This is a genomic window from Bradyrhizobium sp. CCBAU 51765 (genome assembly GCF_015291725.1).
Lineage (GTDB): Bacteria > Pseudomonadota > Alphaproteobacteria > Rhizobiales > Xanthobacteraceae > Bradyrhizobium > Bradyrhizobium liaoningense.
Window position 1 is genome coordinate 435,033 of sequence record NZ_CP030038.1, and the last position, 12,204, is coordinate 447,236.

General features: G+C 64.6%; 11 protein-coding genes and 1 tRNA gene. 5 read left to right on the forward strand and 7 right to left on the reverse strand.

Annotation, left to right across the window (positions count from 1 at the left end; translation table 11 throughout):
* Positions 1 to 102: 102 nt before the first annotated feature.
* The 3 genes from XH96_RS02040 to XH96_RS02050 all read right to left on the reverse strand — a co-directional run bounded on the left by XH96_RS02040 (position 103) and on the right by XH96_RS02050 (position 3,588).
* Entirely contained in the window at positions 103 to 1,737 is a 1,635-nt protein-coding gene (locus XH96_RS02040; RefSeq protein ID WP_194390834.1) for an alkaline phosphatase family protein, read from the reverse strand.
* A 243-nt stretch (positions 1,738 to 1,980) separates the two neighbouring features.
* Positions 1,981 to 3,021, reverse strand: coding sequence for a GTPase ObgE (obgE, locus tag XH96_RS02045; RefSeq protein ID WP_194390835.1), 1,041 nt, complete (start codon positions 3,019 to 3,021; stop codon positions 1,981 to 1,983).
* An 84-nt stretch (positions 3,022 to 3,105) separates the two neighbouring features.
* Positions 3,106 to 3,588, reverse strand: coding sequence for a MaoC family dehydratase (locus XH96_RS02050; RefSeq protein ID WP_194390836.1), 483 nt, complete (start codon positions 3,586 to 3,588; stop codon positions 3,106 to 3,108).
* A 267-nt stretch (positions 3,589 to 3,855) separates the two neighbouring features.
* Here XH96_RS02050 and XH96_RS02055 point away from each other — a divergent pair, with 267 nt between their 5' ends.
* Positions 3,856 to 4,770 carry a DMT family transporter gene (locus XH96_RS02055; protein ID WP_194390837.1) on the forward strand — a complete coding sequence of 305 codons (915 nt, stop codon included), beginning with the start codon at positions 3,856 to 3,858 and terminating at the stop codon, positions 4,768 to 4,770.
* 212 nt (positions 4,771 to 4,982) lie between these two features.
* Here XH96_RS02055 and XH96_RS02060 read toward each other — a convergent pair whose 3' ends face one another.
* The 3 genes from XH96_RS02060 to rplU all read right to left on the reverse strand — a co-directional run bounded on the left by XH96_RS02060 (position 4,983) and on the right by rplU (position 6,475).
* Positions 4,983 to 5,576 carry a GNAT family N-acetyltransferase gene (locus XH96_RS02060; protein WP_194390838.1) on the reverse strand — a complete coding sequence of 198 codons (594 nt, stop codon included), beginning with the start codon at positions 5,574 to 5,576 and terminating at the stop codon, positions 4,983 to 4,985.
* 140 nt (positions 5,577 to 5,716) lie between these two features.
* Complete coding sequence (rpmA, locus tag XH96_RS02065; protein WP_008538809.1) at positions 5,717 to 5,986, reverse strand: 50S ribosomal protein L27; 270 nt, start codon at positions 5,984 to 5,986, stop codon at positions 5,717 to 5,719.
* Between the two features lie 102 nt (positions 5,987 to 6,088).
* The gene (gene rplU, locus XH96_RS02070; protein ID WP_124163569.1) at positions 6,089 to 6,475 is read right to left on the reverse strand and encodes a 50S ribosomal protein L21; all 387 of its coding nucleotides are present in this window, start codon (positions 6,473 to 6,475) and stop codon (positions 6,089 to 6,091) included.
* A gap of 329 nt (positions 6,476 to 6,804) precedes the next feature.
* Between rplU and XH96_RS02075 the strand changes: the two genes are divergently transcribed.
* On the forward strand, positions 6,805 to 7,935 hold the full coding sequence (locus tag XH96_RS02075) for an ROK family protein (RefSeq protein WP_194390839.1): 1,131 nt from the start codon (positions 6,805 to 6,807) through the stop codon (positions 7,933 to 7,935).
* Between the two features lie 416 nt (positions 7,936 to 8,351).
* Positions 8,352 to 8,441 (forward strand) — tRNA-Ser (locus XH96_RS02080).
* A 35-nt stretch (positions 8,442 to 8,476) separates the two neighbouring features.
* Here XH96_RS02080 and XH96_RS02085 read toward each other — a convergent pair.
* Complete coding sequence (locus tag XH96_RS02085; RefSeq protein WP_194390840.1) at positions 8,477 to 9,388, reverse strand: LysR family transcriptional regulator; 912 nt, start codon at positions 9,386 to 9,388, stop codon at positions 8,477 to 8,479.
* A 108-nt stretch (positions 9,389 to 9,496) separates the two neighbouring features.
* On the opposite strand from XH96_RS02085, the gene XH96_RS02090 reads away from it, so the two are divergent.
* Both XH96_RS02090 and XH96_RS02095 read left to right on the forward strand, forming a co-directional pair.
* Positions 9,497 to 11,137, forward strand: coding sequence for an FAD-dependent oxidoreductase (locus tag XH96_RS02090; RefSeq protein WP_194390841.1), 1,641 nt, complete (start codon positions 9,497 to 9,499; stop codon positions 11,135 to 11,137).
* A gap of 78 nt (positions 11,138 to 11,215) precedes the next feature.
* A complete protein-coding gene (locus XH96_RS02095; RefSeq protein WP_194390842.1) occupies positions 11,216 to 12,196 on the forward strand; it encodes a tripartite tricarboxylate transporter substrate binding protein in 981 nt (326 codons plus the stop codon).
* The last annotated feature ends 8 nt before the right edge of the window (positions 12,197 to 12,204 follow it).

Genomic DNA, 12,204 nt, shown 5'->3' on the forward strand with positions numbered 1-12,204 from the left:
TCCAGAATCTCTCCGAGGAAAGAACTGGATTGCTTCGCTGCGCTCGCAATGACCGCGTGGATAGATGTTCGATCGTATCGACGTTATGGCGCGCGGAGCAGCTCACATCTTCGCGCGCTGGGCGATGCCATCCTTGATCGCGGCGAGCTCTTGCTCGTCCCAGATGCCGATCAGGATCCCGCCCTTCACCTGCAGCTGGTTGTCCGCATAGGCGGCGATCTTCTCGCGCGGCGTGGTGATGTGGCCGTTCGGATGCAGCGCCCAGTCGAACAGCTCGGCCTGCAATCGCGCGATGATCGGGGCGCAATCGGGGTCGTCGCCGCGATCCAGATATTCGTCCGGGTCGGTTTCGAGGTCGTACAGCATCGGGCGGAAGCCGGAGGCGTGAATGTATTTCCAGCGGCCGTCGAACACCATGAACAGGCGGCAGCGCTCGATCGGCTGGTTCAGCTTCAGCCGCACGTCCTGCATGGCGTAGTCGTATTCGGAGAATGCCACCTTGCGCCAATCCGATGGCTTCGGGCCACGCAGCAGCGGCAGCAGCGAACGTCCTTCGAGAATGTGGCCCGGTACCTTGCCGCCGAAATAATCGACGAAGGTCGGCGCGAGATCGATCGCCTCCACCAGCGCATCGCTGTGCGTGCCGCGCGTGGCGTCGGCCTCCTTCGAGGGATCGATGACGATGAGCGGGATCTTGGCTGACTGCTCGTGGAACAGATCCTTTTCGCCCATCCAGTGATCGCCGAGATAATCGCCGTGATCGGAGGTGAACACGATCATGGTGGTGTCCAGGAGGCCTCGGTCCTCCAGGAACTTCATCAGCACGCCCATCTGGTCGTCGATCTGCGTGATCAGGCCCATATAGGTCGGGATTACCTTGTCGCGGGCATCGTCGCGCGCCATGTTGCGGGAGTAGCGCATGTCCATATAGGCGCCGAACACGGGATGCGGATTCTGGCGCTCGCGCTCGGAGCGGATCACCGGAATCATGTCGTCAGTCGAATACATGCTCGCATAGGGCTCTGGCGCGATGTAGGGCCAGTGCGGCTTGATATAGGACAGATGCAGGCACCACGGCCGGCCGTCGGTCTCGGCCTCGCTGATGAAGTCCATCGCGCGCCGCGTCATGTAGGGCGTCTCGGAATGCTCGTCCGGCACGCGCGCGGCCTTGTCGGCATGCACCAGCAGCCAGCCGTTCTGCAGGGAGCCATCGTCGGCCGCGCCTGAATTGGCCCAGTGCTCCCAGGGATTGGTCGCGTCAAAACCCTGCTGGCGAAGATATGCGTCGTATTTCGGTCGCGGACGTCCCGTCGGATGCAGGCCGTCGTCGCGCTCATAGGGCTCGAAACCGCATTCGGCGACGTGCACGCCGATGATCGATTCCGGCGGGATGCCGAGCGCCTTCATGCCTTCGAGGTCGGGCGCCATGTGGGTCTTGCCGACCAGCACGTTGCGCACGCCGACCTTGTTGAGGTGATCGCCGAGCGTGGGCTCGCCGACGCGCAAGGGCCAGCCGTTCCAATGCGAGCCGTGCGAGCGCATGTAGCGCCCAGTGTAGAACGACATCCGCGAGGGCCCGCAGATCGGTGATTGCACATAGGCCTTGCTGAACAGCACGCCGCGCTTCGCCATGGCGTCGATGTTCGGTGTCTTCAGCGTGGGATGGCCGGTGCAGCCGAGATAATCATAGCGAAGCTGGTCGCACATGATCCAGAGAACGTTCTTCGCGCGCGCCATGCTTTGTCCCTGCATTTCTTGATTATTTGATGCTGCGCTATCGATAGCGCGATGACAAGCCGGTGATGCGCGCATTCATAGCCGCATCCTCCGCTGTCGTCCCTGCGAACGCAGGGACCCATAACCCCAGGCAGTGGTTTGGCGAAGACTGGTCGTGCGGGACTGCGACCATCCGCAATCGATGAATCACGCGGTATGGGTCCCTGCGCCCGTGCGCAATTGCGCACTAGGCAGGGACGACGATCAAGCCGACCACGGCTCCGCCTCGGCCGCGCTCTTTGCCTTCGCTGACACCGGGCTCTCGCCGATCACCTCGGCAAGCGCGCGCAACGCTTCCTTGACGCCCTGGCCGGTCGCGCCCGAGAGCAGCAGCGGCGTCTTCTTCGCGGCACGCTTGAGGCGGTCCTTCTGCTTCTTGAGCTCATCCGGCTCGACCGCGTCGATCTTGTTCAACGCGACGATCTCGATCTTGTCGGTGAGCTGTCCGCCATAGGCATCGAGCTCCTTGCGCACGGTCTTGTAGGCCTTGCCGGCGTGCTCGCAGGTCGCATCGACGAGATGCAGCAGCACCCGGCAGCGTTCGACATGGCCGAGGAAGCGGTCGCCGAGGCCCGCGCCCTCATGCGCGCCTTCGATCAGACCGGGAATGTCGGCCAGCACGAATTCACGGCCGTCGGCATTCACGACGCCGAGCTGCGGATGCAGCGTGGTGAAGGGATAGTCGGCGATCTTGGGCTTCGCCGCGCTGACCTTGGAGAGAAAGGTCGACTTGCCGGCATTGGGCAGGCCGACGAGGCCGGCATCGGCGATCAGCTTCAGCCGCAGCCAGATCCAGCGCTCCTCGCCGGGCTGGCCGGGATTGGCGTTGCGCGGCGCGCGGTTGGTCGACGACTTGAAATGCGCGTTGCCGAAGCCGCCATTGCCGCCTTCGGCCAGCACGAACTTCTCGCCGACCTTGGTGAAGTCGTGGATCAGCGTCTCGCGATCCTCGTCGAAGATCTGGGTCCCCACCGGCACCTTGAGCACGATGTTCTTGCCGTTGGCGCCGTGGCGGTCCGAGCCCGAGCCGTTCTCGCCCTTCTGGGCCTTGAAGTGCTGCTGGTAGCGGTAGTCGATCAACGTGTTGAGCCCGTCGGCGACCTCGATGATGACATTGCCACCGCGGCCGCCATTGCCGCCGGAGGGACCGCCGAATTCGATGAACTTCTCGCGGCGGAACGCCACGCAGCCGTTCCCGCCGTCACCGGAGCGGATATAGACCTTTGCTTCGTCGAGGAATTTCATGGGCCATAGGTAGGCCAGCCGGTGCCTTGCGGCAACCCGCATTACCCCGCGGCGCGGCCGAATTCTCGCGATTTGGTGCCTTGCTTAACCTGTCGGGCGGCGCCGGATCAGGAATTTCTGCATGCCGTCCAGCACCAGCTCCTTGCGCTGGTTGAACACGGTACTGCGAAGCGTCACCACGCCGGTCGAGCGGCCCGGCACCAGCTCGGTGACTTCGAGCGCGGGGTAGATCGTGTCGTCGGCCAACACCGGCTTGAGGAACCGGCTCGATTGCTCGAGGAAGCCGACCAGGGAGTCCTCGACCATGAACGGAAACAGGCCGGCGCCGGGCGCAGTGTGGATCAAGGTCTGGAAGCCGTGGGCGAGCAGATGCGGCATGCCGCGGGCGCGGCAATATTCCACGTCATAGTGGACCGGATGGGTGTCGCCGCTCGCGGTCTGGAATGCGGCGAACACCGCCGAGGTCTGGGTGCGGCTCGGCAGCACGAAACGCTCGCCGACGACGAAATCCTCAAACCAGCGCTGCGCGGGGATCATGCGATGCTGGGTGGGATCGAAGTCGGTCATGCGCTGCACCATCGGAACGGACTTGGAGAATGATCCGTATCGCGCCGCACGCAGTGCGACAATGCGTTCAATTGATCGAACTCGGACTTGTTTGGTGCCTTGTCGCCATTAAAAGGACCTTCCGACGCCCTATCGATCGCGCTGCTGCCCCGTCCTCCGTCATTGCGAGGAGCGCAGCGACGAAGCAATCCAGGCTGCCGCCGTGGTGACAGCCTGGATTGCTTCGCTTCGCTCGCAATGACGCGTTTCCCGAAGCAAACCCTGTCGATGCCCCTGTTCAAGAACCTCTCCGCCTATGACGACCGCTCGGCGCGGCTGGCCGGCATCGCGCTGATGGTGCTGTCGATCTTCATGTTCTCGTTCGGCGACGCCATGGGCAAGTTTCTGGTCGGCACCTATTCGGTCGGGCAGCTCTTGTTCCTGCGTGCCTGCGCGGCGCTGCTTCTGCTGTCGCCGCTGGTCTGGACGCAGCGTCACCAGTTCCTGCATCTGGAGCGGCCGGGCTTGCAGCTGATCCGCGTCGTGCTGTCGACGCTGGAGGTGGCGGCCTTCTTCCTCGCGACCGTCTATCTGCCGCTCGCCGACGTCATCACCTATTATCTCGCCGGTCCGATCTTCGTCACTGCGATGTCGGCTATCTTCTTAGGCGAGAAGGTCGGCTGGCGGCGCTGGACCGCGATCCTGATCGGCTTTTGCGGCGTCTTGATCGCGCTGCGCCCGTCCGCGCAGACCGCCAGCCTGCCGGCGCTGATCGCGCTCGGCGGCAGCCTGTCGTTTGCGACCTTGATGCTGATCACGCGCAGCCTGCGCAAGACGCCGGACATCGTGATGGCGTCCTCGCAATTCATCGGCACGTTTTCGCTGGGGGCCGTGCTGTCGGCGTTCCACTGGGTGCCGCCGACGCCAGGCAGCCTCGTGATCTTCGCTGCCGCCGGGCTGGTTTCGGTGACGGCGCTGTTCTGCGTCAACCGCTCGCTCAAGCTGGCGCCGGCCAGCGTCGTCGTGCCCTACCAATATTCGATGATCGTCTGGGCCGTGATCTTCGGCTTCGTCGTGTTCGGCGACGTGCCGTCGATCGCAACCCTCGTCGGCGCGGCGATCATCATCGGCGCCGGGTTCTACATCTATCTGCGCGAGCGAGATCTGGGGCGCGCGAGCGCCGATGTGAATCCGCCGGCGTAGCTCTTACCCTGCCCTGGAGAGGGAGGGTCGCTCGCGCGAAGCGCGAGCGGGGTGGGGTGACAGTCTCTCCGCGCAGATGGTGCTGCGGTCGGATCAAGCATTGCATGCGGGTGGGGTAAGACCATTGCCGTGGCTTCACCCCACCCCGCTGCGCATTCCGCTTCGCTGCATGCGCATCGACCCTTCCCCTCCAGGGGAGGGTGATCGGCGCCCTACCTCAGCCGCCGCGCACTGCTCCAGCTCTTCAGCGACGCCCACACCCCGCGCGACAGGCGGAAGCAGTCGACGGGCGTCGAGGAGCCCAGCGCCAGGAAGCGGTGCAGCTGAACGCCGCTCCACTGGAAGCCGCACTTCTCCAGCACGTTGCGCGAGGCCGGATTGGTGACGCGCGCACCGGCATGGAGATGCTCGTCCGCGAACTCCTCGAAGAAGAAGTCGATCGCGCCGCGCGCGGCTTCGGTCGCAAAACCCCGGCCCCAGTGCTCGACGCCGAGCCAGTAGCCGAGTTCGGCGTTGCCGGGCGTGGAGCAGTCGATGCCGACCATGCCGACCGGCCCGGTGTCGTGCTCGATCAGGAACACGGTCTCGCTGCCGAACTCGGCGGTTGTGCGGATGAATGCGACGGCGTCGTCCTGCGAATAGGGATGCGGCAGGCGCCGCGTGTTCTCGGCGACACGGCGGTCATTGGCGAGCCGGGCGATGGTCCTGACGTCGGCGAGGGTGGGGCGCCGCAAGGTCAGCCGCTCGGTGGCGACGACGCTGGGTCTCGCCTCCTGCAAGGTCACGCTCGAGAAATCCTGCAACATGTCCGGCTCCGTGAAAGTCACTAATTCGAAGTGAGCAAGTCAAAGAAAAGGGGAGGCCGGTTTCCCGCCTCCCCTGGAGCCTGCTTGTGGACTCCGCCGGTTCAGTCAGGACCCGGCGGACTCCAAATTTGATCCACCGTCTATTCAGCCGCCTCGGCGATCGGGAGTACCGATACGAAGGTGCGGCCGTTGGCTTTAGCCTGGAACGCAACGCGGCCCTCGATCTTGGCGAACAGAGTGTGGTCCGTGCCCATGCCGACATTGAGGCCCGGGTGCCAGGTCGTGCCGCGCTGACGCGCAATGATGTTGCCGGGAGTGACGATCTCCCCGCCGAACGCCTTGATACCGAGGCGCTTGCCTTTGGAATCGCGTCCGTTACGCGATGAACCGCCTGCTTTTTTGTGAGCCATGGCTCGTCTCCGAAATCCTGCGTATGTCTAGGTCAATTCCTTGACGGAATCATTTCAAAAGGTCTCACGCCTCATTTCGTGAACTGGCGTGATCGATTCTCGTTACTCGGCAGCTTCGGCTGCCGGCTCCTTGGCCACCTTCTCCCGCTTCGGGCGCGGGCCCTTGGTGGGCTTGGCGCCGTCCGTCAGGATCTCGCTGACGCGCAGCACGGTGATCTCGTCGCGGTAGCCGCGCTTGCGGCGCGAATTCTTGCGGCGGCGCTTCTTGAACGCGATGACCTTGGGGCCGCGCTTGTGGTCGAGCACCTCGACCGCGACGGAGGCACCCGCGACCGTCGGAACGCCCAGCACCGGCGTGTCGCCACCGACCACCAGAACTTCATTCAACTGCACGATCGAGCCGACTTCGCCTTCGATCTTGCCTACTTCCAGGACATCATCCGGCACGACGCGGTATTGCTTGCCGCCGGTTTTGATGACTGCGAACATCGTTTTTTTCCTTCGTGTTCAATCCCGGCCTCGCGACTGATATCGTCGGGGCCGGCTTTTTGTCAGTCGCTAAGGGTTTATGCGCGATTGTGCGGGCGGGACGTACCCCTTTGAAAACCCACGCAAAAGCAAGCGGCGCGAGAAACGCCCCGCGCCGACTGTGGGACTTATAGCCGCTGGACGCCGCGAGTCAAGGAAAACCACGGGAAAAGGCCGAGATCTGAAGGATTTGGAGCGTTTGCGAGGGCCGAGGGGAATCTCGGCCCGGGCTGCAACCATCGGGTTCCCTCGCCGTTGTCCTCGCAAATCTCTCGCGGGCAAGGGCTATCATGGCAACTGACGAACTGGTCAAGACAACGGGCATCGCCCAGCACGGCGCCGAGCGGCTGCCGTCGGTGGATGTCGACAGCTTCAACATCGAGATCAAGGACGAGGACGGCTTTCTCGGCGACCGCGCCAGCAAGGGCGCGTTCCGGGACGTCCTCGAGCGCTGGCGCAAGCCGCTGCGCAAGACGGGAGAGGACCCGTTCGGCAAGGTGCCGACGGAGGAGATCAACAAGAAGACGCTGGACGCCATCCTGGTCGGGGACGACACCGAGGCCTCGGCAGTGGTGCACAGCGCGATCGAGGATTTCTCCCAGGAGCTCGCCTATGTCACGCGCCGCTTCCTCAAGACCAAGGCCTGGGCCAAGACCGAGCGCATCGTCGTCGGTGGCGGCTTTCGCGATTCCCGGCTCGGCGAGCTCGTGATCGCCCGCGCCGAGATCATCCTGAAATCCGAGGACTTCAAGATCGACCTGCAGCCGATCCGCCATCATCCCGACGAAGCCGGCCTGCTCGGCGCGCTGCATCTGGCGCCGTCCTGGATCTTCGAAGCCCATGACAGCATCCTCGCGGTCGACATCGGCGGCACCAACATCCGCTGCGGCCTGGTGGAGACCAGCTGGAAGAAGGCCAAGGATCTGTCGAAGGCCAAGGTGGTGCATTCCGAGCTGTGGCGTCATGCCGATGACGAGCCGACGCGTGAAGGCGCGGTGAAGCGGCTCACCAAGATGCTGAAGGGACTGATCACGGAAGCCGAGAACGAAGGCTACAAGCTCGCGCCTTTCATCGGCATCGCCTGCCCCGGGGTGATCAACGCGGACGGCTCGATCGAGAAGGGCGCACAGAACCTGCCGGGCAATTGGGAGAGCAGCAAGTTCAACCTGCCAGCGAGCCTCATCGAGGCGATCCCCATCATCGGCGAGCACGACACCGCGATCCTGATGCACAATGACGGCGTCGTTCAGGGCCTGTCGGAAGTGCCGTTCATGCAGGACGTCGATCGCTGGGGCGTGCTCACCATCGGCACCGGGCTCGGCAATGCGCGCTTCACCAACCGCCGCAAGGAGAATGGCAACGGCAAGGACCGGGATTCCACGGAGAACGGGAAGAAAAAGGGCAAGTCGGACAAGGAGTAACCTTGACCGGTTAGGTTAAGGGACGGATTGCGTTGCGCCATGCGGACTGCACGCTACGGTCGAAAGCGCCGCTTTCACTCGGCCGGCGAAGCCGCCCTTCCTGGCCAGTATTTCAATGAGCGGCACGGGACCGCCAGTGTTTACCGCGTCTGGCGGTCCCACCCCCGTCTGTTTTCCTTCGAGACGTGATTCGCGTCTGCGTCCGCGGTCCCCCGCGCCGGGCGAAGCGCGAAAACTCCGGGCCGAAAGGCTCAAACGCACGCCAAAATCCGCAATCGACGCCGTCAGCACCGCGACCGGCGCGGGTTCGGCGGAAAACCGTTCCGATTTTCGTCTCCCGCGCCTTGTCTGGCCCGCCATCCTCGCCTATTAACGCCCCGAACCACGGGAGCCGCTGCTCCTATATGGCGCCTTCAGGAGAGGTGGCAGAGTGGTTGAATGCACCGCACTCGAAATGCGGCATAGGTGCAAGCCTATCGGGGGTTCGAATCCCTCCCTCTCCGCCATATCAAACACGACGCTTCCAAAAAGCTCTGCCAAATCAGCCTGATGCCGGTGCCGTTCGCCCCGCCAGCACGGTCCGCGCTGTCGCGACGAACGCCTGCGCCGCCGGCGACAGCGTCCGGCCTTGGCGCTGCAGCAGCGACACCGGACGGGTGATGGCCGGCCGCACCAGCGGTCTTGCGATCAGCGTGGGAAACTGATCGGCCGGCAGCATCGTGGCGGGGAGAATGGCGAGGCCGAGGCCCTGCGCCGTCATGGCGAGGGCAGTGTTGATCAGCGTCACTTCATAGGTCGGATCGAGGCGCTTGCCCTGCGCGCTCAGGGCCTGATCGATCTGCATCCGGATCCGGCTCTCGCGGCGCATCGCAATGGTCGGCAGTTGCGCCAGCTCGTCCCATGTGAGGGAGCGACGTGCCGCGAAGTCGGCGGTGCGGCGGCCGATGGCGCTGAGGCGGCCGCTCGTCAGCGTCTCGATCGTCATGTCGGCGAATTCGCCCTCCGCGCTGCCGATCGCGAACTCCGCATCGGTTGCGGTCAGGCGTGGTACGAGATCGTCGGCGGCAACATCCCGCATGTCGATCTCGATGTCGGGATGGCTGGCGCGGAATTTCGCCAGAACCAGGGGTAGCAGCGCCGATGCGGTGCCGGCCGAGGAGAGAAACGCAACGCGGCCGGCGCGGGCCTGCGCGAGGTCGCGCATGCGGCGCGACAGGCCTTGCGCATCGCTCAGCATGCGTTCGGCGGCATCGAACGCCTCGTCGGCGGCCAGCGTCGGCTGCACCGAGCGCGTGGAGCGGTCGAACAGTTTGACGCCGAGCTGGGCTTCGAGCTGCTGGATCAACAGGCTCGCCGCCGACTGCGTGATGCCGAGCTCGCGCGCGGCCCGTGTAATGCTGCGCGTCCGGTACACGCCGGTGAAGGTCCGCAATTGGCGCAAGGTGACATTCATAGGCAAAGCTCATGAATTGATGAGTTCTTTCTGGCTTATCGCATAAACGGACCTGCAATAAAATGCATGCTGCGGGCAACGAATTCCGCGGCGATAGAGGAAACGAGCATGAGGACACAGGTGCTGGTGGTAGGCGCCGGGCCCGTCGGATTGACCGCGGCGATGGACCTGGCCTCGCGCGGGATCGATGTCATCGTCGCGGAGATCCGTCACGCCGGCGATCCGCCCAGCGTCAAGTGCAATCACGTGTCGGCGCGCTCGATGGAGATTTTTCGACGGCTCGGCGTTGCCGCCAAGCTGCGCGATGCGGGGCTCCCTGCGGACTTTCCCAACGACTGCTCCTACCGGACCACGGCGACTGGCATCGAGCTGTGCCGCATCGACATTCCCTCGCGCGCGCACCGCTATAGCGCGACCGGCGGCCCCGACACCTGGTGGCCGACGCCCGAGCCGCCGCACCGGATCAACCAGATCTATCTCGAACCGATCCTGTTCAGCCATGCCGCGGCGCAGCCGCGGATCAATATCCTGGCGCGCACGGAAATCATCGAGATCGAGCAGCACGACGACCGTGTCGTCGCACTGGCGCGCGATCTCGACAGCGGAAATTCACTTCGCATCGAAGCCAGCTTCGTGATCGGCTGCGACGGCAGCCGCTCCCTCGTTCGCAAATCGATCGGCGCCAGCCTGTCCGGCACACCCGTAATCCAGCGCGTGCAGTCTACCTTCATCGAAGCGCCGCAACTGAAAGAGTTGATGGGCGCACACAAGCCGGCCTGGATGGTGCTCTCGCTCAATCCGCGCCGCTCCGGCACCACCGTTGCGATCGACGGTCTCGATCGCTGGCTGATCCACAATCACCTCAAGCCCGACGAGCCCGAGTTCGATTCGGTCGATCGCGACTGGGCCATCCGTGCCATCCTCGGCGTCGACGAGCGCTTCGAATACCGGGTGCTCAGCAAGGAGGACTGGGTCGGACGTCGTCTCGTGGCCGATCGCTTCCGCGACCGCAGGGTCTTCATCTGCGGCGACGCCGCGCATCTGTGGATGCCCTATGCCGGCTACGGCATGAATGCGGGCATTGCGGACGCCGTCGACCTCTGCTGGCAATTGGCGGCGCATCTGAACGGCTGGGCCCCGGCTGCGATCCTCGATGCCTATGAGGCGGAGCGCCAGCCCATCACCGAGCAGGTGTCGCGCTTTGCGATGGACCATGCGATGAAGATGATGGCCCAGCGCGGCGGCGTCTCGGCGGAGATCGAGGACGACACGCCGCGCGGCCATGCGGCGCGCGCAGCGCTGGCGAGAGCGGCCTACGATCTCAACGTGCAGCAATATTGCTGCGCTGGCCTCAACTTCGGCTACTATTACGACGCCTCGCCGATCATCGCCTATGATGGCGAGACACCGCCGCCCTACGCGATGGGGAGCTTCACGCCCTCCACCGTGCCAGGCGCCCGCGCGCCGCATCTGTTCCTGCGCGACGGACGATCGCTCTACGATGCGTTCGGCGCTGGCTACACATTGTTGCGGTTCGACCCGGCGATCGATGTGACGCGGCTGCAATCTGCCGCGAAGGAGCGTGGCGTGCCGCTCGCGCTGGTCGACATCGCGCCTGATGAGGCGAACGGCGCCTATGCTGAAAAGCTGGTGCTGGCGCGGCCCGACCAGCACATCGCCTGGCGCGGGCAAGCTGCGCCCGAAAATCCACTGGGCTTGCTGGCGCGCATCACCGGCGCTGCGGCGTAAGGCGACTTCAAGCGGACGGCCGGCGGCGCCGGCCGCCGGCCGTGTTTCAAGAACAAGAGCACACTTAAGGAGGAGAACGTGTTTCACGTTGCAAGGCGCCGCATCCTGGCCGTGCTGACGGCTGCGACTTTCGCTGTGTTGCCTCTGGAGGCAGGCCGTGCCGCCTATCCCGAGCAATTGATCAAGATCATGGTGACCTTCCCGCCCGGCGGCAGCGCCGACACCGTCATCCGCGCGCTCGAGCCGTTGGTCTCGGCCGAGCTCAAGCAGAGCCTGGTCATCGAGAACCGCGCCGGCGCCGGCGGCAACATCGGCATGGCCGCCGTCGCGCAGGCCAAGCCCGACGGCTACACGCTCGGCGTGGCGCCGGCGGGCGCGCTGACGGTGAATCCGCACCTCAATTCCGCGATGCCGTTCGAGCTGAAGGATCTCGCGCCCATCACCCTGCTTGCGGAAATTCCCTTTGTGCTGGTCGCCTCCGCGAATGTCCCGGCGCACAGCACGGCGGAGACGATCGCGCTCGCCAAGGCCAAGCCGGGCGCGCTGTCGATCGGACATGGCGGCAACTCGACGGCGATGCATTTGACCGCCGCGCTGTTCACGCAGAAGGCCGGGATCGCCATGGAACTGGTCCCGTATCGCGGGACAGCGCCGGCGACGGTCGATGTTCTCGCGGGGCACGTCCCCTTCGCAGTGCTGGACATTCCGTCGTCGCGGCAATTGATCCTCGATGGCAAGCTCAATGCGATCGGCGTTTCCTCCGCGCGCCGCCTTCCGTCCTTGCCCGATGTACCGACGCTGGCCGAGAGCGGTATTGCGGGCTTCGAATCCGTGGGCTGGTTCGGGCTCGTTGCTCCCGCCGGCACGCCTGCGGATGTCATTGGCCGGCTGAACGAAGCCTTCACCAAAGCCCTGAAGGATCCTTCGGTGGCGGAAAAGATCCGGACCCTCGGCGCAGAGCCAGCACCGACATCGCCCGGGCAGTTCGGCCGCTTCATTCAGAACGAAAGCACGAAATGGGGCAAGCTCATCAGCGAGGCCGGGATCAAGGCGAATTAGGTTCGCTC